18 protein-coding genes are annotated in these 23619 nt (G+C 31.0%); 12 read left to right on the forward strand and 6 right to left on the reverse strand.

The genetic code is table 11. The features are described from left to right. The first annotated feature begins 24 nt into the window (after positions 1-24). Positions 25-255: a DUF4351 domain-containing protein gene (locus ABDZ60_RS05505; RefSeq protein WP_343776734.1), complete on the forward strand. Its 231-nt coding sequence runs from the start codon at positions 25-27 to the stop codon at positions 253-255. Between the two features lie 227 nt (positions 256-482). Here ABDZ60_RS05505 and ABDZ60_RS05510 read toward each other — a convergent pair whose 3' ends face one another. The 3 genes from ABDZ60_RS05510 to uxaC are packed head-to-tail and all read right to left on the reverse strand — an operon-like array spanning position 483 to position 3801. Further along, positions 483-1340: an SDR family oxidoreductase gene (locus tag ABDZ60_RS05510; RefSeq protein ID WP_343776736.1), complete on the reverse strand. Its 858-nt coding sequence runs from the start codon at positions 1338-1340 to the stop codon at positions 483-485. 1 nt (position 1341) lies between these two features. Next, positions 1342-2397 carry a mannonate dehydratase gene (uxuA, locus tag ABDZ60_RS05515; RefSeq protein ID WP_343776738.1) on the reverse strand — a complete coding sequence of 352 codons (1056 nt, stop codon included), beginning with the start codon at positions 2395-2397 and terminating at the stop codon, positions 1342-1344. A 12-nt stretch (positions 2398-2409) separates the two neighbouring features. After that, a complete protein-coding gene (gene uxaC, locus ABDZ60_RS05520; protein WP_343776740.1) occupies positions 2410-3801 on the reverse strand; it encodes a glucuronate isomerase in 1392 nt (463 codons plus the stop codon). Positions 3802-3954: 153 nt separating this feature from the next. Here uxaC and ABDZ60_RS05525 point away from each other — a divergent pair, with 153 nt between their 5' ends. Further along, positions 3955-4815, forward strand: a complete 861-nt coding sequence (locus tag ABDZ60_RS05525) for an AraC family transcriptional regulator (RefSeq protein WP_343776742.1) — start codon at positions 3955-3957, stop codon at positions 4813-4815. A gap of 49 nt (positions 4816-4864) precedes the next feature. Here the strand turns inward: ABDZ60_RS05525 and ABDZ60_RS05530 are convergent, their stop codons facing one another. After that, entirely contained in the window at positions 4865-6100 is a 1236-nt protein-coding gene (locus ABDZ60_RS05530; RefSeq protein ID WP_343776744.1) for a helix-turn-helix domain-containing protein, read from the reverse strand. A gap of 164 nt (positions 6101-6264) precedes the next feature. Here ABDZ60_RS05530 and ABDZ60_RS05535 point away from each other — a divergent pair, with 164 nt between their 5' ends. The 3 genes from ABDZ60_RS05535 to ABDZ60_RS05545 all read left to right on the forward strand — a co-directional run bounded on the left by ABDZ60_RS05535 (position 6265) and on the right by ABDZ60_RS05545 (position 10344). Beyond that, positions 6265-6912 (forward strand): bifunctional 4-hydroxy-2-oxoglutarate aldolase/2-dehydro-3-deoxy-phosphogluconate aldolase, encoded by a 648-nt coding sequence (locus tag ABDZ60_RS05535; protein WP_343776746.1) that lies wholly within the window; start codon positions 6265-6267, stop codon positions 6910-6912. A gap of 14 nt (positions 6913-6926) precedes the next feature. After that, positions 6927-7874, forward strand: a complete 948-nt coding sequence (locus ABDZ60_RS05540; RefSeq protein ID WP_343776748.1) for a sugar kinase — start codon at positions 6927-6929, stop codon at positions 7872-7874. A 166-nt stretch (positions 7875-8040) separates the two neighbouring features. Further along, a complete protein-coding gene (locus tag ABDZ60_RS05545) occupies positions 8041-10344 on the forward strand; it encodes a glycoside hydrolase family 2 protein (RefSeq protein WP_343776750.1) in 2304 nt (767 codons plus the stop codon). A 63-nt stretch (positions 10345-10407) separates the two neighbouring features. Here the strand turns inward: ABDZ60_RS05545 and ABDZ60_RS05550 are convergent, their stop codons facing one another. Further along, positions 10408-11643, reverse strand: a complete 1236-nt coding sequence (locus tag ABDZ60_RS05550; RefSeq protein ID WP_343776752.1) for an AraC family transcriptional regulator — start codon at positions 11641-11643, stop codon at positions 10408-10410. Between the two features lie 248 nt (positions 11644-11891). Here ABDZ60_RS05550 and ABDZ60_RS05555 point away from each other — a divergent pair, with 248 nt between their 5' ends. Then, on the forward strand, positions 11892-12701 hold the full coding sequence (locus ABDZ60_RS05555; RefSeq protein WP_343776755.1) for an SDR family NAD(P)-dependent oxidoreductase: 810 nt from the start codon (positions 11892-11894) through the stop codon (positions 12699-12701). A gap of 59 nt (positions 12702-12760) precedes the next feature. Beyond that, positions 12761-14143, forward strand: a complete 1383-nt coding sequence (locus ABDZ60_RS05560) for an MFS transporter (protein ID WP_343776757.1) — start codon at positions 12761-12763, stop codon at positions 14141-14143. Between the two features lie 364 nt (positions 14144-14507). On the opposite strand, the gene ABDZ60_RS05565 is transcribed toward ABDZ60_RS05560, so the two are convergent. After that, positions 14508-15716, reverse strand: coding sequence for a helix-turn-helix transcriptional regulator (locus ABDZ60_RS05565; RefSeq protein WP_343776759.1), 1209 nt, complete (start codon positions 15714-15716; stop codon positions 14508-14510). 121 nt (positions 15717-15837) lie between these two features. On the opposite strand from ABDZ60_RS05565, the gene ABDZ60_RS05570 reads away from it, so the two are divergent. The 5 genes from ABDZ60_RS05570 to ABDZ60_RS05590 are packed head-to-tail and all read left to right on the forward strand — an operon-like array spanning position 15838 to position 23596. Further along, a complete protein-coding gene (locus ABDZ60_RS05570) occupies positions 15838-17238 on the forward strand; it encodes an MFS transporter (RefSeq protein WP_343776761.1) in 1401 nt (466 codons plus the stop codon). A 49-nt stretch (positions 17239-17287) separates the two neighbouring features. Beyond that, entirely contained in the window at positions 17288-18610 is a 1323-nt protein-coding gene (locus tag ABDZ60_RS05575) for a glycoside hydrolase family 1 protein (protein ID WP_343776763.1), read from the forward strand. Next, positions 18611-20413, forward strand: a complete 1803-nt coding sequence (locus ABDZ60_RS05580; protein ID WP_343776765.1) for a family 43 glycosylhydrolase — start codon at positions 18611-18613, stop codon at positions 20411-20413. It begins immediately after the preceding gene. A gap of 33 nt (positions 20414-20446) precedes the next feature. After that, a complete protein-coding gene (locus tag ABDZ60_RS05585) occupies positions 20447-21292 on the forward strand; it encodes a sugar phosphate isomerase/epimerase family protein (protein WP_343776767.1) in 846 nt (281 codons plus the stop codon). Between the two features lie 54 nt (positions 21293-21346). Then, positions 21347-23596 (forward strand): family 78 glycoside hydrolase catalytic domain, encoded by a 2250-nt coding sequence (locus ABDZ60_RS05590; protein WP_343776769.1) that lies wholly within the window; start codon positions 21347-21349, stop codon positions 23594-23596. Positions 23597-23619: the final 23 nt, after the last annotated feature.

Genomic DNA, 23619 nt, shown 5'->3' on the forward strand with positions numbered 1-23619 from the left:
ATAGAGATTAGGGAGGAGATTAAAATGACAGAGTTAGGAAGAAGCCTAATAGAAGAGGGAATCAAAAAAGGAAGAGAAGAAGGAAGAGAAGAGGGTAAAGCAGAACTTTTAATAAAGCAATTAATGAAAAAATTTAATAAATTACCAATAAAATATAAAGATAAAATAAAGAAATTACCAGAAGAAACATTAGAAGTAATAGGTATGGATATTTTTGATTTAGAAAGTATTGAAGATTTAGAAAAATATTTATAAAAATTAAAGATTAGGTTTTATATATTATTTTATTTGTAGATAATTCTGAATCTCTGGCATCTAATTTTTGGATCCCAGAGGTTCAGAAAATTGGAAATTACACATAAGAGATTTTAAAAATTATTTAAAATAATTTATAATTAACGTATAATGAGAAATAAAATAGAATCAATGTCAAGGATATTTTACGGTTACTACTCTATTTCTTTTTATTAATATAAATTTTACTAAACTCCAGAATATGCTGAGAATCCACCATCAATTGGAAGAACTACACCATTTATAAAGCTAGAAGCAGATTCGTTTACTAGGAATAATAATGCTCCTATAAGCTCTTCAGGTTCTCCGAATCTTCCCATTGGAGTACTATTTAATATTTTGTGTGAACGCTCAGTAAGACTTCCATCGGGATTCTTTAAAAGAGTAGCATTTTGAGCTGTTACAAGGAATCCAGGAGCTATAGCATTTACTCTTATCCCTACCTTTGCAAAATGTACTGCAAGCCATTGAGTAAAGTTTGATATAGCTGCCTTTGCACCTGAATATGCAGGTATCTTTGTAAGTGGAGTAAATGCGTTCATAGAAGAAACGTTTATTATACTACAGCCTTCTTTACCTATCATATCTTTTGCGAATTCCTGTGATGGCAATAAAGTCCCAAGGAAGTTAAGGTCAAATACAAATCTTACTCCCTGCTCATCTAAATCAAAGAAAGTAATTAAATCCTTGTTATCTTCAGCTAAATCTTCAGGAAATAAATATTCCTTTGTTGTTGTTCCTTTTGGATTGTTTCCACCAGCACCATTTATAAGTATGTCGCAGGAGCCTAATTTTTCTAATATAATTTCATGAGCTTTTTTAAGGCTTTTTTTATTAAGTACATTTGCCTCAATTCCTAAAGCTATCTTCCCGTTAGCTATAACTTCTGCGGCTTTTCTTTCAGCATTTTCAAGTTTTAAATCAAGGATTGCTACTTTTGCACCACATTCTGCAAGAGCATCCACCCAGTAACCTCCAATAACTCCAGCGCCTCCAGTTATAACAACTACTTTATCAGTTAAATCTATATTAAATGGAAGTTTCATTTTATTTTTCTCCTTTTTTTGTTTTTGATAGTGTTTCCCATATTCCAGTTAAATATATTGCCCCTAAGGCTCGGTCATATAATCCATAACCAGCTCTTCCTGTTTCTCCCCAAATCATTCTTCCATGATCAGGGCGAATGTATCCATCATAATTGTGTTTATGAAGAATTTTCATTATTTCAACAATGTCTAAAGAGCCACAAGGTGAATAATGTGCACTTTCTTCAAAACTGCCATCTTCTAGAAGCTTTACATTTCTAACATGCATAAAGTGTATACGTTCTTGGGAAGCATATTTATCAATCATTTTTACTATATTATTGAAGCTTCCAGATCCAAGAGAACCAGTACAGAAAGTTAAGCCGTTATATTTACTATCAACTAGTTTTAAGAATCTATCTAAGTTTTCTTCGTTTGTAATTATTCTTGGAAGCCCAAAAATATCGTATGGTGGATCATCTGGATGTATTGCCATCTTAACATCAGCTTCCTCAGCAACAGGTATTATTTCTTTAAGGAAATATTCGAGATTGCTCCATAAAGTTTCTTTATCTACTTTTGCATATTTATCAAATATTTCTTTAAGCTCTTCTTTTGTATAACTTGAATCCCAGCCTGGTAAAGAAAGTTCTCCAGTAAGGGGATCCATATTTTTAATTTGATCAACATAATAAACTAAAGCTGTTGAACCATCATCCAATATCTTGTCTAATTGAGTTCTTGTCCAGTCAAATACAGGCATAAAGTTGTAGCATATTACTTTAACCCCAGCCTTACCTAAGTTTCTGATATTTTCTTTATAATTTTCAATATATCTATCTCTTGTTGGTAAACCTAGCTTAATATCTTCGTGTACAGGGACACTTTCAATTACATCAAACTTTAAACCGGCATTTTCAATTCTTTCTTTAAGAGTTAGTATGCTATCCATGCTCCATTTTTCACCTACAGGTACGTCATATATTGCAGTTACAATACTGTACATACTTGGAATTTGTCTAATATATTCAATTTTTACAGGATCATCATTTCCGTACCATCTAAATGATAATTTCATATTTAGTTCCTCCTATATTTCTAAATATTTTTTTATGTTTTTAAAACATATGCCTTCAACTATTTCTTTAAGAAGTTCATCATTCTTTTCGAATTCACCAGCATCTACAATATTTCCTATAAAGTTACATAAAATTCTTCTAAAGTATTCATGTCTAGCATAAGATAGAAAACTTCTTGAATCAGTAAGCATTCCGATGGAATAAGCTAACATTCCTTGTTCTCCTAAGGAGGTTAAATAATCACTAATACCTCTTTTATGGTCATTTAACCACCAAGCTGTACCAAACTGCACTTTGCCTTGAATACTATCCTCACTAAAACATTGAGGAAGAGTTGATAGAACTATATTGTCTTTTGGATTTAGAGTATAAAGTATAGTTTTTGGCAGGGATGACTCATTATTAATATCATTAAGTAATTTTGAGAGATGTGATGCGATTTCAAAATCATTAGTAATATCAAAACCAGAATCAGCACCTATCTTACAATGCATTACTTCATTATTATTTCTAAGAGCACCTATATGAAGCTGCATTACCCAATTTTTATCATTATATTCTTTAGCAAGCTGTTTTAAAGTAAAGAACTTGTATTTCTCTGCCTCACTTTGAGAGAGGGTATTATCATTTAATCTTTTATTAAAGATTAAACTTACTTCAGTTTCATTTGTTGAGAAGTGTTCTAAACTTTCAAGAGAGTGGTCTGAAAGCTTACAACCAATTTTATGGAAGTAAGATATCCTTAATTTTAAAGCTTTCAAGAAATCGGAGTAGTTTTTAATATCTATAGAAGATGCTTTTGAAAGCTTTTCAATATAATCCGTAAAATCTTTATTTAATAAATTTAGTGACTTATCTGGTCTAAAAGTTGGAAGTACTTTAAAGTTTAAATCACCTTTTTCAGCTAATAGTCTATGATATTCTAAATCATCAATTGGATCATCAGTGGTACATATTAACTTTACATTTGAGTTTTCTATAAATTTTATAGGAGATAGAGTTTTATCTTTGATTTTTTTATTGCAGTAATTATAAATTTCTTCTGAATTACTTTCCTTTAAGATTTCAGTTACCCCAAAAAAGCTTTTAAGCTCTAGGTTAGTCCAGTGATATAGAGGACTCCCTATTAATCTTTCACAGATTTTAGCCCACATTTTGAATTTACTAAGATCATCTGCATCACCTGTTATATATTTTTCAGGTACTCCTGCATATCTCATTGCTCTCCACTTATAGTGGTCAAATCCGAGAAAAATCTTAGAAATATTATTAAATATTTCATTTTCATATATTTCTTTAGCCGATAAATGACAATGATAGTCATAAATTGGAGCATTTTTTGCAATGCTATGATAAAGGGTTTGAGCTGTTTTTCCATTTAGTATAAAATCATTATCTAACAATATATCACCTCAATTATGTTTAAAAATAAATTTTATATAAATAAATTATAGCAATAACAAAAATTAAAAAGTATGTTATTATTGCTGTATAACTTGCAAAAATTGCTTTAATAAATTAGAAATTATTTATTAAAATAAAGGAGGAAGCTTTAAATGAGAAATAAAATTCAACAGTATTCAAACAGGCAACATATGCTTTCTACTGATTACGAAATATTTCATTATAAAAATACTGAAATGACGGGGGTAAGCCTTCATCACCATGATTTTTATGAATGCTATCTTTTTATTTCTGGTGATGTAACTTACTATATAGAGGGGAGAATATATAACTTAGTACCAGGAGACATAGTACTTATTAATTCTAAAGAACTTCATAAAGCTATTATAAATAACAATGATGTAATATATGAGAGAATTGTATTATGGTTAAACAGGTCTTTTTTAAGAAACATATCAAATGATGAAACAGATTTAACCCTTTGTTTTGAAAGTGAGGAGAAGAAAAATGTTTTAAGAATGGATTTTGAAACCCAGAAAAATATAAGATTAATACTAAATAAAATATTAAGTATTCAAAATACAAAAGTCTTTGGATATGAATTGCTTTATTCAGCCTATATTACTGAGCTTATGGTATATATAAATACTATTATGTCTACTAAAAATAGTGTACTAGATGTAGATATAAAAAAGAATAATTTAATAGACAGTATAATAGAGTACATAAATAATAATATTGAAGAAGACATCACAATTAATGAACTTGCTGAATATTGTTATCTTAGTAAGTTTCACCTTTCAAGAGAATTTAAAAGATATACAGGTACAACTATTCATAAGTATATAATTCAAAAGAAACTTATATTAGCAAAGGAATTAATACTTAGTAATATATCTATAAAAGAAGTATATAAAAAATGTGGATTTGGAGACTACTCTAACTTTTTTAGAGCTTTTAAAAATGAGTATGGAGTAACACCAAAGGAATTTTATGAAAATATTTATAAGTAGAGAAAGGTTTAAAACTGGTATTTAAAATCAGTTTTAAGCCTTTAATAGTTTAAATATTTGCTTTTGATAGGTATTCTTTTGGAGTATAGGAAGTTAGTTTTTTGAACACTGAACAAAAATAATTATGATTTTCAAAACCTACTTTTAATGCAATATCTGTAATAGAAAGCTCATTTTGCTTTATTAAAAATTTTGCTTCCTCTACTTTTATTTTATTTATAAACTCAGTTATAGTAAGTTTAGTTTCCTTCTTAAACTGCCTTGAAAGGTGGGAAGGAGTTACTCCCATTTCTTTAGAGATAAGCTTTAAGGAAATCTTATTATAAAAATTTATTTTTATATAATCAATACACTTTCCTATCATAGGAGTATAGGAGGAAGTTGAAAAATTTTTTACTAAATCACAATACTCTAAAGTCATTTTTTTTAGCAAGCTATCTAATTCTGCTTTGCTTGTTACTTTTTCAATTAATATTGCAAACTTATCAGAAATATTATGTATATAAATAGGAGAAACTCCGCCTCTATCTGCACCTATCCTAAGTAGAGTATTAATAACAAAGCCATAGTTTTTCCATGCCCTTAAAGGGTTATTGGGAACTCTATGAGTTGGATTAAACTCAAAGCTATTCATAAGATTAATAGCTTCACTGCTATCTCCTTTTGCTACTGAATTCTGAATTTCTTTTTCAAGCTTATATCTAAATTCTATATCAGAATAAAACTTTCTATCGTCTGATTCATTAGAGCCTTTTATATTAACAATAGAATTATTATTTTGTACAAAGAATATATTTGTATTAATAATAGGATTGGATGATAGGTTTACCATAAGAAATGCAATATTTTTATAGGTTTTGCTATCTAGTATGGTAAGAGATTTATAATATTCTTTAAGCTTTTGTCTATGTACAAGAGGTAGGCTATTAATTTGGATAACATTAGATATAAGTAAATCATCTGGAATATCAGATAGAAAAGGACCTAGGATTACTGTACCACAGTACTTTTGCTCATTAAAAATTCCCATACACAAGTAATTTAAATTGAAATTGTCAGTGTAATATAATAAATCATTATAATTTTTATTCTTAAGAATACCTTCCATATCTAATATGCTTGCAAATCTTAGTTCTTCTATTATAAGAGGTTTCTGAAATTCAAATAATTGCAGGGAAGAACTATGAGAGCTATCAAAAAACTCCACGTCTATATTAACTAGGTTATGAATTAAAGAGCATATATTATAAGTACGTTCATCTATATTATCAATTCTAACATCCATAGGATAACCTCCTTAACTTAATACACTCTTCATAATATAAGAATTTTATATTTCATGCAATAATTTTATACAATAGAGCAAAAAAGTGAAAGTAAGAATTGTTTAAAAGTTATAAATTATTTATATTAGAGCATTACTAATTTATAAGGGAGGATAAAAATCTAATGAAACGTTCAGAAATTATAAAAAACATAGTTGATATAGGGGTAGTTGCAGTTATAAGAGCTGAATCAAAAGAGGAAGCAATTAAAATAATTGAAGCAGTTAAAAGGGGCGGTATTAAGTCAATTGAAATTACTATGACTGTACCAGGTGCAATAGACATAATTAATGAATTATCTGAAACATATAGAGGTGAAGATGTACTTATAGGAGCAGGAACTGTACTTGATCCTGAAACAGCAAGAGCATGCATATTAGCTGGAGCAGAGTTTGTTGTTAGTCCATGTTTAAGTATAGACACAATAAAAATGTGTAATAGATATGGGGTAGCTGTTATACCGGGAGTAATGACAGTAACTGAAATTGTACAAGCTTTAGAGTATGGTGTAGAAATATTAAAAGTATTCCCGGGAAATGCTTATGGTCCATCAATTATAAGTTCCTTCAAGGCACCTATACCACAAGCAGATTTTATGCCTACAGGAGGAGTAAATTTAGATAATGTAGATAAATGGATAAAAGCTGGAGCTATAGCGGTAGGTACAGGAAGCGATCTTACTAAAGGAGCAAAAACAGGAAATTATGAAGAGATTACAAAGGTAGCAGTAGCATTTGTTGAAAAAGTAAGAGAAGCTAGGAATAATATTTAGGCAGGTGTATAAAGATGAAGGACGTATTAACCTTTGGGGAAACTATGGTACTTTTTAATCCTCAATCTAATGGACCGCTAAGGTTTGTAGATAACTTTAATAAATCTATAGGAGGAGCAGATTCTAATGTTGCTATAGCTCTTGCAAGATTAGGACATAAATCAGGCTGGTTTTCAAAAGTTGGTAATGATGAATTCGGAAGATATATTCAAAACAAAGTTCGAGGAGAAGGTGTAGATGTATCTAGATTAAAATTTGATAAAGAAGCTAACACAGGAATACTTTTTAAAGAGAGATTTAATAGCAGCAATCCAAATGTTTATTATTATAGAGCTAATTCTGCTGCAAGTAGATTATCTATAGAGGATTTAGATATAGAATATATAAAAGGAACTAAAATCATTCATATTACAGGAATAACACCCGCATTATCTAAAAGCTGCAGAGAAACTGTATTTAAAATATTGGAGATTGCAAAAGAGAATGGAATAACTATTTCATTTGATCCTAATATAAGATTAAAGTTATGGACTTTAGAAGAAGCAAGACCAGTACTTCTAGAAATTGCAGAAATGGCAGACATCATATTCCCTGGTATAGAAGAGGGAGAGATGATGTTAAACATAGATAATGAAAAAGATATTGCAGAAAAGTTTTTAGAAATGGGTTGTAAAACAGTAGTAGTTAAGCTTGGAGAAAAAGGATGCTATATAGCAACTAAGGACAATAAAGAATATGTACAAGGATTTTCAGTAAACCCAGAAGATACTGTTGGTGCTGGAGATGGCTTTGCAGCAGGGTTTCTATCAGGAGTATTAAGAGAATTAAGTATAAGAGAATGCGGTATATTCGGTAATGCAGTTGGTGCCATGGCAACACTTGTAAAAGGTGATACAGAAGGCTATCCATATTATGATCAGCTTATGGAGTTCATGGGGGAAAAGAAAGGTATAGATAGATAATAATATTAATTAAATAATGCATAACTATGTACCTATTTATGATGGGTCTGATAGAAGTACACTATTAATTACAAAATAGTACGAGTGAGTACAAGATATTGCGGGATTATACACTCAAAAAGTAATATTCTATACTTATATCTATTTAAGTCAGGAGGTAGGTACAGTGGCAAAAACTATAAATATTAATAGTGAATGGAAATTTATTCAACAAAATGAAGAAGGTGTAATGGATAAGTCTTTTAATGATGAAAGTTGGGAGATTATAAATATACCTCATACTTGGAATGCTATTGATGGTGCAAATGGAGCAGATTTTTATAAGGGAGTTTGCTGGTATAGGAAGGAATTCGTTGTAGATAGTTTTGATAAGGGGAGGAAAGTATTTATTGAATTTAATGGTAGTAACAGTATTACTGATGTATACGTAAATAGTAAGTATATTGGGCAGCATAAAGGTGGTTATTCAATTTTTAGGTTTGATATTACTGAGGTTATAGAGTATGGCGGCAGAAACTTACTATCTGTAAAAGTTAATAATACTGTTGTAGATGATGTATATCCCCAAAAGGCCGACTTTACTTTCTATGGAGGAATTTATAGAGATGTAAATATTATTATTGCTAATAATATTCACTTTGACCTAATGGATTATGGTTCAAAAGGAATATATATTGTTCAGGAAGAAATAAGCAAGGAGAGAGCTTCTTTAAAAGTTAAAACTCGAGTAGTTAATGAAAATACTGAAGATAAGAAAGTAAGAGTTTGGGCAGATATATTTGATGCAGGGAACAATTGTGTAACCTATGCAGCAGAAGAAGTTGTAATACCTGCTGGAGAAATCATAGAGTTAGAAATGCCAGCTGTAATAGAAAAACCAATACTTTGGAATGGAATTAAGAATCCATATATGTATAAAGCAAAAGTTTCATTGCAGAGCTATAATGACACTATAGATGAGGTTTCAATACCATTTGGTGCTAGATATTTTAAAGTTGATGCACAAAGAGGTTTCTTCTTGAATGATGAGCATTTCTCATTAAAGGGAGTTTCAAGGCATCAGGACAGAAAAGATATGGGATGGGGAATCACTGCAAAAGAAGAGCTTGAGGATATGGAGTTAATTAAGGAGATTGGGGCAACTTCTATAAGGCTTGCTCACTATCAGCATAACCAAAATTTTTATGATTTATGTGATAGAGAAGGAATGGTAGTATGGGCTGAAATACCATTTATTTCTATTATGTCACAATCAGACCTGGATGGTATTAATGCAAAACAGCAGATGATTGAATTGATTAGACAGAACTATAATCATCCTTCAATAATTTTTTGGGGAATTCAAAATGAAATACAAATTGGAGGAGAGAGACCTGAAGTAAGAAAACTTGTTAAGGAACTTAACGAATTAACTAAAAAGGAGGATACAACAAGACTTTCTACCATGGCAAATGTTATGTTTGTTGGAGATACGGATGAATACAATTATATAACTGACGTAGTAGGGAGCAATAGATATTACGGTTGGTACACTGGCAAAGCTGAAGATTTTTCTGAATGGATAGATAGTTTCCACAAAACTAATTCAGGGGTAGGTTTATGTATATCAGAATATGGTGCAGAGGGCATTGTAGAATATCATAGTAATACGCCTCAAATAAAGGATTACACTGAAGAGTATCATGCACTATACCATGAAAAAGTTTGGAAAATTTTTAAAGAGAGACCTTTTTTGTGGGCTACTTATGTGTGGAATATGTTTGATTTTGGTGCAAATATACGAGATGAAGGCGGAGTAAAGGGAAGAAATAACAAAGGGTTAGTAACCTATGATAGAAAGATTAAAAAGGATGCCTTCTATATGTATAAAGCTCAATGGAGCGATAAAAAAATTGTTCATATAACTAGCAAAAGATTCATAGACAGAGCTGAAGATAAGATAAACATAAAAGTCTATTCCAATTGCAATGAGGTGACTCTTTATGTAAATGAGATTGAATTAGAAACAAAAGTAAGTAAGGATAGAATCTTTGTTTTTGAAGAGGTTAAACTTCAGGAGGGAATAAATACAGTTAAGGCGTTGAGTCACGAAGATGGAGAGATATTTAAAGATGTTGCAAGATTTAATAAGGTAATAGTGCCTAACCAAAGCTATGAAGCACCTATAGAAGACAAAGGAGAGGCAGTAGAGAATTGGTTCCAAGTACCTGATTTCAGTGATGTAGTAGTAGAAGAGCTAGAAATAACTGATGATGTTTATTCAACACGATGCACCTTTGAGGAGATTTTGAAAAATGAAGAAACAAAAGCTATATTTCATAAATTTTTTGGAAATATTGATGAAAATCCAATGTTTGCAATGACTTTAGGAATGACAGTAGATGCAGTATCATCAATGGCAAAAGAGTTTTACACAGATAATTTAATGTATATGTTTAATAAAGAATTGACTAAAATAAAAAAGAGTTAAATTTATAGAAAAGCTGTAAAATCAATACAGCTTTTTTCTATAATTTTAGATAGATACATGTATCTAGATTTTATTTTTTCTATATTCTGAAGGAGTCATACCCTTAATTTTCTTAAACACTTTAGTAAAATAATTTACATCGTTAAAGCCTACCATATAAGAAATGTCAGTAATGGATATACTTTTATTTTCAAGAATGAATACAGCCTCGTTAATTCTTCTTTTATTTATATATTCTGTAATAGTTTCACCAGTTTCTTTCTTAAATTGCCTAGATAATTCATAAGAACTAACGTATAAGGCTTCAGATATGGAATTTAAGCTGAGATAATGGTTGAGGTTTATTCTTATAAATTCTATGGCTTTCCTAATCGTAGAACTATAATTTTTTAACGAAAATTTTTTTACAGAGTCACAATATTCCACTTGCATTGAATTTATTAAATTTGCTATTTGGTGTAAATAAGTACACTGTTCAATTTGAACTGCATATTTAGAAGAAATACTGTCAAGGTATATTGGGTGAAGTCCTCCCTTTTCAGCAGCTTTTCTAAATAATGTATTCAGTACTATAACATAATTTTTAGTAGACCGTAAAGGATCATTAGGAATACGGTCAGCAATACTAGTCATTAAAGAATTATTTTTTCTCATAATATTTTCATATAATTCTATATTGCCTAGTTCAACTGCATGCATCCACGAATTTTCAACACTATATCTTTTTTCTAAATCTTCTATGGCATTCTCTGTGTTTTCTTTTATTGTTTCAGCAGAAATTGAATACTCAGTTTTAAAGTCATAGGTCAGATTTCCAATTTTAAAATTTTCAAAGTTCTGAGGATTAAAGGTTGATACCATATAGGCGAGGAATTCTCCTGTAGTGTTGGCTTTGTAGGCGCCAAGGATTGGAAGAGTCAAATAGTACTGCTTAACTATACTTTTGAGGGAGCTTGCCATTTTGTTGTTTGAGATTACAGATTCAATCATTAAAGTTGTAGGCTCCTCAAGAAGGTATGGACCTACAATAATACTTCCTAAATAATCATTATCAGAATATACCTTTGCAGAAATAAAGTTTAATCGATAGGAATTAGAATGAAATAGCACAATATATTCGGAAGTAAAATTATTGAGTTGTAGCTTATCAGTTAAACCAGAGAAATAAGGTTTTAATGGGTCTGGAACTCTAGTAAAACCGTAGTCAATTTTTATATTTGACATTTCATCTATAAAAATTGTATCCATATTTAAAAAGTTAAAAGCGAATTTACAAAGTTGTTCAATTCCATTTATCATTTTAGTAGTTTTCTCCTTTACAAAAATAAATCAGTTAATATGTTCTATATTTATTATATACTTTTTACGAATGAACACAATATATTACGAGAATTAGAAAACGTTTTAATATATTATTAAATACATAGGAAATATGATATTTTAAAGTAATATTAAAATAAAAAATATAGAGGATTTTGATGTCTAAAAAATTGTAGCAATTTAAGAAGTAATTGATATTAGATAAAAATTATTGAGGAGGTAGTGAAATGTTAGATTTTAGTAGTGTGAATGGAAAAGTAGCAATTGTAACAGGAGCAAGTAAAGGTATTGGTGAAGCAATTGCAAGATGCTATGCCGAACATGGTATGAAGGTAATTTGTGCAAATAGAGATCCAATACGTGGAAAGGAAGTAACCGATTCTATAAGAAATTCAGGAGGTGAAGCTATATTTTTCCGTACTGATTGTAGTAAACCGGAAGATATCAAAAAATTAGTATATTTTGCTGTGGAGAATTATGGACGTTTAGATGGTATTGTAAATGATGCTGGAATAGGAATGGGTGGAAGTCCGTTGCATGAGTATTCTTTAGAAGAGTCTGACAAAATAATTGACCTAAATTTAAAGGGTGTATTTGCAGGTGTAAAATATGCTGCAGAAGCAATCTTTAAAAGTAAGGTAGAAAATGGATTTATTATTAATGTTGCATCCATTGCGGGAATTATGCCCCAACGTGGACAAGCATTATATACGGCTACAAAGTTTGGGGTTGTAGGACTTACCCAATCTGCAGCTCTTGATTATGCACCATATAATGTAACAGTAAATGCAATTTGTCCGGGGTATACTGATACATCTATTTTTGACGGAGCACCAGAACAGGCAAAGCAGTATTTTATAAATGATTGTCCAAGCGGAAGGATGGGGAAGGCTGAGGAATGTGCATACCTAGCACTATTCCTTGCATCTGATATGGCTCGATATATTAATGGAGCAGTGATTCCGGTAGATGGGGGACTATCAGCAGGAGCTAAAAATGTAATCCAATGGAGGAATAAGGAAATATTCGGTATGTAAAGAGGACATGGCTTTGAAAAGTTTATATAGAGTGTTCTAAATTTTTAGGAGGTTTTATTATGTTTAACAAAAAGAAGAAAACAGAAGATCAAGATAAATTGGGATTTGGAAAATTGCTAGTATATAAAAGCTCAGATGTTACAGCAGCAGGAATATCTGCGATTGTACTTAGTTATCTGACTTTATATTGTACAGATACATTAGGAATTAAGCCGGCAGTACTAGGTTCACTTCTTATGGTAAGTAAAGTATTTGATGCTTTTACAGATATTTTTGCTGGATGGCTGGTAGATAATACCCATACAAAATTGGGCAAGGGAAGACCATATGAACTTTGTATTATAGGAGTTACGATTTGCACACTTGGACTTTTTTCAGCAAGTCCTGAATGGAGTGAATTTATAAAGTGTGCATGGATTTTCTTTATGTACACACTAGTATTTTCTGTATTTACAACATTAAGATCGGCTGCCAATATACCATATACAATTCGTGCTTTCAGTAATAACCAGAAGGTTATTGCAAAGGTTGCTTCTTACGGAGGAATTATTACTATGTCAGCTTCTGTTGGAATTAGTGTAGCATTTCCGATTCTCATGAGTAAACTGGCAACTAGTGCAGAAGGATGGACTAAAACTGTGGCTATTTTTATAATTCCCTTAACGATCATAGGAGTAATGCGTTTTATTTTCTTAAAAGAAGATCCAGCTGTAGATGCAGGAGAACAACATAAAAAGATTTCAATAAAAGAAGTCATTGAAATGTTAAAGATAAACAAATATATCTGGCTATATGCATGTATTATGCTTTGCTATAATGTGACAACATCCCTTGGTATGGCAACTTACTATTTCAAATGGATTATAGGAAATACTTCTTTAATTTCCGTAACATCCATGTTTTCAATTGTTTTGCTACCGTTGATGTTTGCATTTCCTGTAATTATGCGTAAAATTGGAACTATGGGAGATATGATAGCATCTTTTTGTGTAATTGGTATTGTAGGATATATAATTGTATTCTTCTCTGGTTCCTACTTGCCTGGAGTTTTAATTGGTGGGGCTATCGGGGCATTTGCAACACTTCCACTGGCATATTATGGTGTGCTGTTTACAATGAAATGTTGTACTTATAATGAAATGAAGGGTATGCCAAGGATGGATGGTTCTACAGGTATTTTATCTAATTTCGCCACAAAATTTGGTTCTGCCATTGGTTCTGCATTAACGGGCATTCTTTTAGGGTTTGCTGGCTATGTATCAGGAGATAATATATCAGCACAGCCAGATAGTGCAATAGTGATGATTCGTGTACTTTATGCGTTACTTCCAGCAGCATTTTTATTGATTATTTTATTTGCATCAAAGGCATTTGCGCCGTTGGAGAGAAAGATTTCGAAATGGGAAGAAATTAGAGAATTAGATACAGAAATTAATGTATAGATAGAATTAGATATAGATAATTAAAAATGTAATTGGAAGAAGGAAAAATTTACATGAAATAGTTTGAAAGTAATTTTATGATATGGGCAGCAACAGCTGCCCATCAGATAGAAGGAAATAATAAATACAGTGCTTATTGGGCACAAGAACAGTTAACACATTCTATTTACTGATATCAAAACGTTTACATAGTATAGAGGTCTACTGCTAGTAAAATCTTAGTTAAAACATGAATGTTTAGTGATTTTTTAATACTTTAGAAGGGTAATTATTAATCTCAAACTTTTAGAGTTTGAGATTAAGAAAACCAATTGTAAAGCAAAATGAGGTATTAGATAGAAAAAAATATTGCTATTGCAGGATTTTATAGGTGATTTTCTTTTCTATAACGTAAAGGGGTAATGCCAGAAATATTTTTAAAAATAGTTTGGAAATAGCTTTGGTTTGTAAATCCTAAATATTCAGAAATATCTATGATAGACATATTTGACATTGCTAGTAAGTTTCGAGCTTCTCTAACCTTTACTTGATTTATATATATGGGTAGATTTATACCAGTAACTTTTTTAAACTTTGAAGAAAGATATTCGGATGTTATACCTAACTCTTTTGCAAGTAGAGGAACGGTAAGTTTTTGTTGATAATTATGCTCAATGTAATCAATGCAACGATTTATGGTTTTATCTGTTGTTTTTAAGGAATTTTCATTCTTCACTCTACCACAATAATCAATAAGCATTATGGAGGATAGCATTTCTAGTTGCTCTATATCATTGCAGTCTTCAATTTTTTGAATATAGTAACCACCTAAATTATAACACGTATCATATGATACTCCTCCAGCAATAGCAGATCTAAGAGAAAGTGAGTTTAAAATAATAGTTGCATTTTTTGCATGGCGTAAAGCACTAGGGCCTAAGTTACCAATTTCTTCATGATTAGTACTATTCAGAACGTTTGTTAAATTATCAATTAGTCCATGTTGAATACAAAATGAAATTTGCTCTTCATAGTGAATCTGAGAAGAAGGTTGTGATGAAGTAGAATACAGTTTTTCTTGTTTTATTTTTGTCAACTGCAGTTTGGAATTTAATAATATATTTTGTTCTGTTTCTTTAGCTATTAGCTCTTGTACTGTTATTATTTGTTGATTAAGAGAGCAATGACAGATACAAAGATAGTTTAAAAAAGTTTCAATAGACATCACATTGAGTTGTTGTAGATGATTACTTAGGTTCTCATTTTCAGTTTGTTGCATGAAAATACCATACATTTGAATCACTTTTTCAAAATGTTTATCTGTAAACATGCCAATTCTTCCTGGTCCGATAAATAGAATACTTTTACCATCAATTGATTTTATATAACCGAAAATTAATGTCTTTTCTATAATAAAATAATTTATTAAATCTTTTGAATTTTGAAAAATAGATAAAATATTAGAAGAAAAATCAACCACGTTAAATGAATAGTCAGAAATATAAATTTTTTTACCATTATTATAGAGCGTGTAAGAAATATGAGATGTATGTGACAGAAGTTTGCAAAAATGAATCAAAAGTTCGAGAGTCATATTTTATACCTCCTTGAAATTTATACTTTGAATTTTATAATTTTCTTTTGAATTTTGCAAGTATTCGATTTCAAATATTGATATTCTAATGTTGATCAAATGAATTTAGGAGGAGATTGAGATGAGAAAGTTCTCAAAAAAACATGAAACTGATAATTTAAAGGAGCTTGGTGAGGATAAACTCTCAATGGGAAAATTTTTTGCTTGGAAAGGAAAAGATATTTCTGTTTCGGCTGTACAGGTTATTATTACAGGATATTTGCTATTATTTTGTACAGATACATTGAACTTATCTCCAGCTTTTGTTGGGGGATTATTGATGGTAAGTAAGATTGTAAACGCCATCACAAATTTATTTGCAGGATATATTGTGGACAACACAAATACTAAATGGGGAAAAGCTAGACCATATGATATTTGTATTATAGGTGTTTGGATTTGTACTGTACTACTATTTAGTGCTTCTCCTGAATGGAGTATGACGTTTAAAGCAGTGTGGGTTGTTGTAATGTACTTTTTCATTTTTTCTATTTTTAATGCATTATTGTTAGCTGCTCAGACTCCATATATGGTTAGAGCATTTACATCACGATCTCAAGTGATAAAAGTATCTTCATATGGTGGAATTGTTACAATGCTTGGGGCAATGATAGTTTCAGTTAGTTTCCCAATTGCTATGGCAAAATTAGCAGTGTCAAGTTCTGGTTGGAAAAGTTTAATTCTAATTTATGCAGTTCCATTATGTGTTATCGGCATTTTTAGAATGATTTTTGTTAAAGAGGATACTTCCATTGATGCAGGTAAATCAGGTGAAAAAGTTCGTGTAAAAGAAATTGTTACAATGTTTAAAAAGAATAAATATATTTGGGTATATGCTATTATTATTGGATTATTTAATATTATTCAAGGTATGAATATCACTGTACAATATTTTAAATATATTGTTGGTAATATATCTCTCCAAGGAATTTTAGGGATGCTTTCTATGGTTATGCTACCAGTTATGTTTATTTTTCCTAAACTAATGAAAAGGATGACAGTTTCACAATTAATTGCATTTAGTGCAGCTATATCTGCTATAGGATATTTAATTAATTTTTTTGCAAAAGCCAATATTACGATACTAATTATCGGAAGTATTCTATCAAGCTTAGCTATGTTGCCGTTATCTTATCTAGGAAATGTTATTATTATGAATCTAGCGACATATAACGAGTATCAAGAGTTACCACGTATGGAAGGTAGTACAAATGTTAGTATTGCTTTTGTTGCATCAATTTTTAATGGAATTGGAACAGGATTAATGGGTGTTTTGTTGGGTATATCCGGTTATATAAGTGCAGAAAATGTTGTTCAGCCAGATAGTGCTTTATTGATGGTACGAGGAATATTTTCTTTAATTCCAATGGTATGCATGATAGGCATTGTGTTCTTTGCATCAAAATTTTCTAACTTAGAAAAACAAATTCCAAGTATGGAAAAAGAATTAAAGTTACGTAAAACAGTTACACTGAATAAATAAGAAAAATTGTAAAGTTTTAGATTAAGAGTTTAATAGGAGGAGAATTTATATGAAAAATTTTAAAAGTAAATTTATGATAGGGGCAGCAACTGCAGCTCATCAAGTAGAAGGAAATAATATATATAGTGATTATTGGGTGCAAGAAAATATTAAACATTCAAATTTTAATGAACCATCATTAGATGCTGTAGATCATTATAATCGTTATGAAGAAGATATAAAATATATGGCGGAAGCAGGGTTGAATACATACCGTTTTTCTATAGAATGGGCTAGAATACAGCCAGAAGCTGATAGTTGGATTGAAGAGGAAGTAAATCATTATAAGGATGTTATAGCTTGCTGCAAAAGAAATGGAATTACACCTATTGTAACTATGCATCATTTTACATCTCCAAAATGGTTGATTTCACAAGGAGGATGGGAAAATCCTGATGTAGTAGAGAAGTTTGCATCATATTGCAGAAGATTAGTTAAAGAAATAGGAAATGAAATAGAATATGTTTGTACAATAAATGAAGCAAATATGCGTTTACAATTAGCGGCATTAATAAAAGATATGATGAAACGTATGATGGGGTCTAATTCACAATTAGAAAGAAAAAATAATGAAAGTAATGTTCAAGTTGGAATAAATATGATGCCTGAAAATATAAAGTTAAACATGATGGAAACAGCAGAAGCTTTTGGAATTAAAGATCCAACTAAGGTTCATACATTTGTTTCTCAATGTACACCAGAGGGAGATATTCTTGTTATGAAAGCTCACGAAGCAGCTAGAGATGCTATTAAAGAAGAATGTCCGCATTTAAAAGTAGGTTTAACTTTATCTTTACATGATATGCAACCTGATTTAGGAGGAGAAAAACTTGCTGAAAAAGAATGGGATGAAGAATTTTTACATTATCTTCCTTATATAAAAAATGATGATTTTTTAGGTGTTCAATGTTATACAAGAAAGAGATTTAATGAAAATGGAACCATAGTAGCAAGTGATAATGAAAGAAAAACTCAAATGGGCTATGAAGATTATCCACTTGGAATTGTAAATGTAGTAAGAGCAGTAGCTAAAGACTACCATGGAGATATAATTGTAACTGAAAATGGAATAGCAACAGATGATGATAATAGAAGGATTGAATTTATTAAGGAAGCATTAGAAGGAATTTATGAATGTATAGATGAAGGAATTCCAGTAAAAGGATATATGTATTGGTCATTATTAGATAATTTTGAGTGGCAAAAGGGATATTCAATGACTTTTGGATTAATAGGGGTAGATAGGAGTACACAAAAGCGTTATCCAAAAGAAAGTCTTAAAATATTGGGTGGATTTAGAAATCATTTAATAAATAAAGTAGGGGATAAATAAATGAAACAATATTATTGTAATCCTATTAATATAGATTACCGATATCAGTTTAATAAAAGTATGCAGAGTTATGGTGCATTGGAAGTAGCTAGAGAGGCTGCTGATCCATCAATGATTTTATTTAAAGGTAAATATTATATTTTTGCTTCAATGACATTAGGGGTATGGGTATCAGAAGATATGGCAAATTGGGAAAATCATAGACTTCCTGAAGATTTACCACTATATGATTATGCACCAGATGCGAGAGTTATAGGAGATTATGTATATTTCTGTGCTTCTAAGAGAGCGGAAATATGTGATTTTTATAGAACTAAAGATATAATTAATGGACCTTATGAGAAAATTAAAGGAAGTTTTGATTTTTGGGACCCTAATATGTTTTTAGATGACGACGGTAGACTTTATTTTTACTGGGGATGTACAAATATATCACCATTGTTGGGCGTAGAACTTGATCCAGTAAGTTTAAAACCTATTGGTGAAAAAAAAGAATTAATTTTTGGCGATGTTTATACTAAAGGTTATGAGAGAATTGGTGAAGATAATACTATATTTCCAGTTGCTGGGAAAGAGTTGGAAGTTCGTTTTCAAGACTTCCTTAAGATTAGAGGGATAAAAAAAGAGGATATTTCATCTGAAATGTTGTGTATGCTAAAGGGATTTTTGAGTAATGCTCCATACATTGAAGGTGCATGGATGGATAAATATAAGGGAAAGTATTATCTGCAGTATGCTTGTAATGGAACACAATATAATGTCTACGCAGATGGTGTATATGTATCCGATAGCCCACTTGGATCTTTTACTCTTGCAAGGAATAATCCTTATTCTTATAAGCCAGGAGGATTTTTACCTGGAGCAGGACATGGTTCTACAATGAGAGATATTTATGAAAATCTCTGGCATACTGCTACTATGCGTATTAGTGTAAATCACCAGTTTGAGCGCAGAGTAGGAATATGGTCTGCTGGTTTTGATTCAGATGGAGAATTATTTTGTAATCAGAGATATGGGGATTGGCCTATGAGCGTGGAACAGGGAGAAATGAATCCATGGAGAAATCCAGATTGGTACTTGTTAAGTTATCAGAAAACTATGACAGCCTCCTCTTATGAAGAAGGAAAAGAACCGAATAAAGCAGCAGATGAAAATGTTCAGACATGGTGGAGAGCAGCTTCTACAAATTCTGGAGAATGGCTGCAGATAGATTTGGGGAAAGAGTATGATGTTAGAGCAATTCAGATTAATTTTGCAGATGATAAAATAGAAATACCAGTTCCGGGAGAAATTCGAGGAAATACCCAAGCAAGATATATTGAAGAGAGAGATCAAATAACACGTTGGATTTTAGAGGGCTCTTTAGATGGAAAAGATTATTTCGAAGTAGAAGATAAGTCACAAGTTCAGACAAATCTACCACATGATTTGATAGTTAAGGAAGACGGCATAAAACTACGTTTTTTGAAGCTTATAATCCTAGAGATTCCTTATAATCAGAAAGTATGTATTTCAGGCTTACGTGTATTTGGAATTGGTGATGGTGAAAAACCTTCTATACCTGAATTTACTGCAGTAAGAGTTAGCGATATTGATATGGATGTAAGTATTAAAGATAACGGTGCAGTAGGATACAACATTTTATGGGGACATGCCCCTGAAAAATTGTATCATAATTACATGATTTTTGATACTGAGAAGCGTGTAGGTGCCTTGGTAAAGGGAGAAAAATACTATATAAGGGTGGATGCTTTTAACGAATCAGGTATTACAGAAGGTAGAATAATGTTACTAGGACATTAATTCTATGAAAAATAGAATGGAGAATCAAGTATTATGACAATTAGGGCAATACAACAATTTCAACTAAGAACAGTAATTGGAACAGAAAGTAAGGCTGGTGAAACATTAAAGCTAATTAAAGAAGCAGGATATGATGGAATAGAGTTAAATGGTTTTATGATAAAAAAAATGCCTATTATAGTTCGTACACTAACTAGAATGGCAGGGATGCCTATGGGACGTAGTGGCAACTTAGATTGGAGAAAACTTATATCAGAATCAGGTTTAAAGGTTGTAAGTGTTCATGAGGATTTAGGAAGTATTTTAAATAGAACTGATGAAATAATAAATGAAGCAAGAGATTTTGGTACCAATTACGTTGTAGTAACAGGAATGTATCATTTTGATTATTCAAATAAAAATAATGTTTTAGAATTAATAGATAAGTTAAATAATGCTGGAAAACTATTAAAAGATGCTGGAATTAAATTTTTATATCATAATCATAATTGTGAATTTCGTAGAGTAGAGTTTGGAAAAACTGCTTATGAATTAATTATAGAAAAAACTGATCCTCAGTATGTAAATTTTGAATTTGATTCATATTGGGCAGCTGAAGCTGGAGTAGATGTTTTAAATTTAATGAATACTCTTGGAGAGAGAATGGAGCTTTATCATATCAATGATAGGGGAACAAGAGTAAAGGGACCAACTAGCTCTATTTTAAAATCAGATAGTATAGAGTTAGGATATGGAAATATGAATCTTGAAGCTATGATAGAAAAAGCTAAAAAGAATGACGTAAAAGCTATTATACTTGAAAGTCATAAAAATTGGATTGATAAATCACCAATCAAGTCATTTCAAGTTAGTGCTGAATTTTTAAATAAACATGTTTAACAAAAGAACACAAAGATTAATAACCTTTGTGCTCAAAAATGCTAGGAGGTAAATATGAAGGAATTAAGAGAACATTTTATTGCATCAATTAATGAGTATAAAGAAGGTGCTGTCAGCGTTTTTAGACAGCAAATAAATGAAGAGAATATTAAAAAAGCAACTTTATATATTACTGCACTTGGTATATATGAAGCTCAGATAAATGGTAAAAAGGTAGGTAATCAGATGTTTGCACCTGGCTTTACATACTACCATAGAGATTTGCAGTATCAGACATATGATGTGACAGATCTGTTGACAACAGGGGAAAGTGAACTAAAGGTGTATTTAGGACAAGGGTGGTATTGTGGAAGATTTACCTTTGATAATATGGTAAAAATTTATGGAGAAGAAGCAGCAGTTTCTTGGATACTTGAGATAGAACATGAGGATTTTGGTATAAAAATATATACTTCAGATGAAAGTTCTGTTGTAGAGTTAGAATCACCATATGGGTATGCAGGATTTTATGATGGGGAAGTTTATTTTGCAACAGGAAATGAAAATATAATAAAAGAGGTAATTGGAGCCCCAATAAAGTATAAAGGAAAAGTTCCTGAGGTAATAGAAGAGACAATAATTACTGTAAAAATTCAGGAAGAAATGCCTGTAAAGAAGGTAATTAAGAATGAGGATGTGATAATTTTAGATTTTGGACAGAATTTTGCAGGTATTGTAGAGATAGATCCACTTAAGATGAAGGGTGATAAAATTAAGATACGACATGGAGAAATACTTAATCCAGACGGTAGTCTTTATACAGCGAATCTTAGAAAAGCTAAGGCTGAAATTATATATCATAAAGGAACAGAAAAAGATAAGTATAGGCCAAAGTTCACTTATATGGGATTCCGTTATATGGAAGTCTCAGGTATAGAATATGTTGATGGAGTAATTACTGCTTATGCTCTTTATAGTGATATGAAGCGTACAGGACATTTTTCTACTAGTAACAAATTAGTTCAACAATTATATGAGAACCAAATATGGGGCCAGAAATCAAACTATATTGAGGTTCCAACTGATTGTCCTCAACGTGATGAACGTATGGGATATACTGGAGATGGGCATGTATTTGCTCTTACAGGAAGCTATAATTTTGATACAGAGGATTTCTGGAATAAATTTCTTAAGGATATAAGATATAGTCAAATGGATAATACAGAAGGATATATTGGTTCAACAATACCAGCTAATGGACCTGGAGGAATTGGTTTTCTTAGTATGTTAGGATGGGGAAATGCAGTGACTATTCTTCCAGAAATGCTCCACTGGCAATATGGGGAAGATAAGTATCTGACTGAACATTATGAGAGTATGAAACTTTTTGTTGAAGCAGAAATACGTAAGATGGGCGATGCAAACTTATGGTTAGGTCCTAACTTAGGGGATTGGCTAATGCTTGGAAAAGATGTAGCTTGGATGGCTATGCATAATAATCCTGTGTCTAACTCATTTATAGTAAATGATTTAAGAATATTATCTGAAATTGCAAAAGGTCTTGGAAAAGAAGATGATGCAGAAAGATATGCAAGACAGTTATATAAAACACGTAATGCTTATATTCAATCATTTATTACAGAAGAAGGAAAGATGACAGACGACTATCAAGGAGCTTATATAATGGCATTAAAGTTTGTACTTCCAGAGGGAGAATTAAAGAAAAAAGTTTTAGGACAATTGATAGAAAATATTCGTATCAATGGAATGCAGACTGGTTTTTTTGCTACTGAGCATATTCTTCCTATATTAGCTGAAGTTGGAGAGATTGAACTTGCCTATGACCTATTATTGCAAGAGGGATGCCCTGGTTGGATGTATCAAATCAAATGTGGTGCAACTACAACTTGGGAACGATGGGATGCCCTTATGCCGGACGGGAAAGTAAATGAAGAAAAAATGAGTTCTGATAATATGGTTTCCTTTAACCATTATGCGTTTGGAAGTGTAGGGGAATTTTATTATCAGTATATTCTTGGCATTAAACCATTACTTCCAGGTTATAAAAAAGTTCGTATCTGTCCAAAAGTTGATGAACGTCTAATAAGTGTTTCAGGTTCTTATGAATCCAGAGCAGGATTAATAAGTGTATCATGGGACTTTAGTTCAAAATCTTCTGAAAACAAACTAATAGAAAGCAACTTTAAGACAGTGCAATTTACAATAGAGACACCTGTGAATACAGAAATAGAATTACCAGATGCAAGCGTACATCAGGTAGTAGCAGGTACTTATAGATATGAATGTAAATTGCCTGTAAATTAATTTTAAGCTGTAGACTATATCAG

This window comes from Clostridium sartagoforme (genome assembly GCF_039521405.1).
GTDB classification, from domain to species: Bacteria; Bacillota; Clostridia; order Clostridiales; family Clostridiaceae; genus Clostridium; species Clostridium sartagoforme.

Bases quoted from the DNA above. Each gene is read 5' to 3' on its own strand.
- ABDZ60_RS05505 (WP_343776734.1), top strand. From the start codon at position 25: ATGACAGAGTTAGGAAGAAGCCTAATAGAAGAGGGAATCAAAAAAGGA.
- ABDZ60_RS05510 (WP_343776736.1), bottom strand. From the start codon at position 1,340: ATGAAACTTCCATTTAATATAGATTTAACTGATAAAGTAGTTGTTATA.
- uxuA (WP_343776738.1), bottom strand. From the start codon at position 2,397: ATGAAATTATCATTTAGATGGTACGGAAATGATGATCCTGTAAAAATT.
- ABDZ60_RS05525 (WP_343776742.1), top strand. From the start codon at position 3,955: ATGAGAAATAAAATTCAACAGTATTCAAACAGGCAACATATGCTTTCT.
- ABDZ60_RS05530 (WP_343776744.1), bottom strand. From the start codon at position 6,100: ATGGATGTTAGAATTGATAATATAGATGAACGTACTTATAATATATGC.
- ABDZ60_RS05535 (WP_343776746.1), top strand. From the start codon at position 6,265: ATGAAACGTTCAGAAATTATAAAAAACATAGTTGATATAGGGGTAGTT.
- ABDZ60_RS05540 (WP_343776748.1), top strand. From the start codon at position 6,927: ATGAAGGACGTATTAACCTTTGGGGAAACTATGGTACTTTTTAATCCT.
- ABDZ60_RS05550 (WP_343776752.1), bottom strand. From the start codon at position 11,643: ATGATAAATGGAATTGAACAACTTTGTAAATTCGCTTTTAACTTTTTA.
- ABDZ60_RS05555 (WP_343776755.1), top strand. From the start codon at position 11,892: ATGTTAGATTTTAGTAGTGTGAATGGAAAAGTAGCAATTGTAACAGGA.
- ABDZ60_RS05560 (WP_343776757.1), top strand. From the start codon at position 12,761: ATGTTTAACAAAAAGAAGAAAACAGAAGATCAAGATAAATTGGGATTT.
- ABDZ60_RS05565 (WP_343776759.1), bottom strand. From the start codon at position 15,716: ATGACTCTCGAACTTTTGATTCATTTTTGCAAACTTCTGTCACATACA.
- ABDZ60_RS05570 (WP_343776761.1), top strand. From the start codon at position 15,838: ATGAGAAAGTTCTCAAAAAAACATGAAACTGATAATTTAAAGGAGCTT.
- ABDZ60_RS05575 (WP_343776763.1), top strand. From the start codon at position 17,288: ATGAAAAATTTTAAAAGTAAATTTATGATAGGGGCAGCAACTGCAGCT.
- ABDZ60_RS05580 (WP_343776765.1), top strand. From the start codon at position 18,611: ATGAAACAATATTATTGTAATCCTATTAATATAGATTACCGATATCAG.
- ABDZ60_RS05585 (WP_343776767.1), top strand. From the start codon at position 20,447: ATGACAATTAGGGCAATACAACAATTTCAACTAAGAACAGTAATTGGA.
- ABDZ60_RS05590 (WP_343776769.1), top strand. From the start codon at position 21,347: ATGAAGGAATTAAGAGAACATTTTATTGCATCAATTAATGAGTATAAA.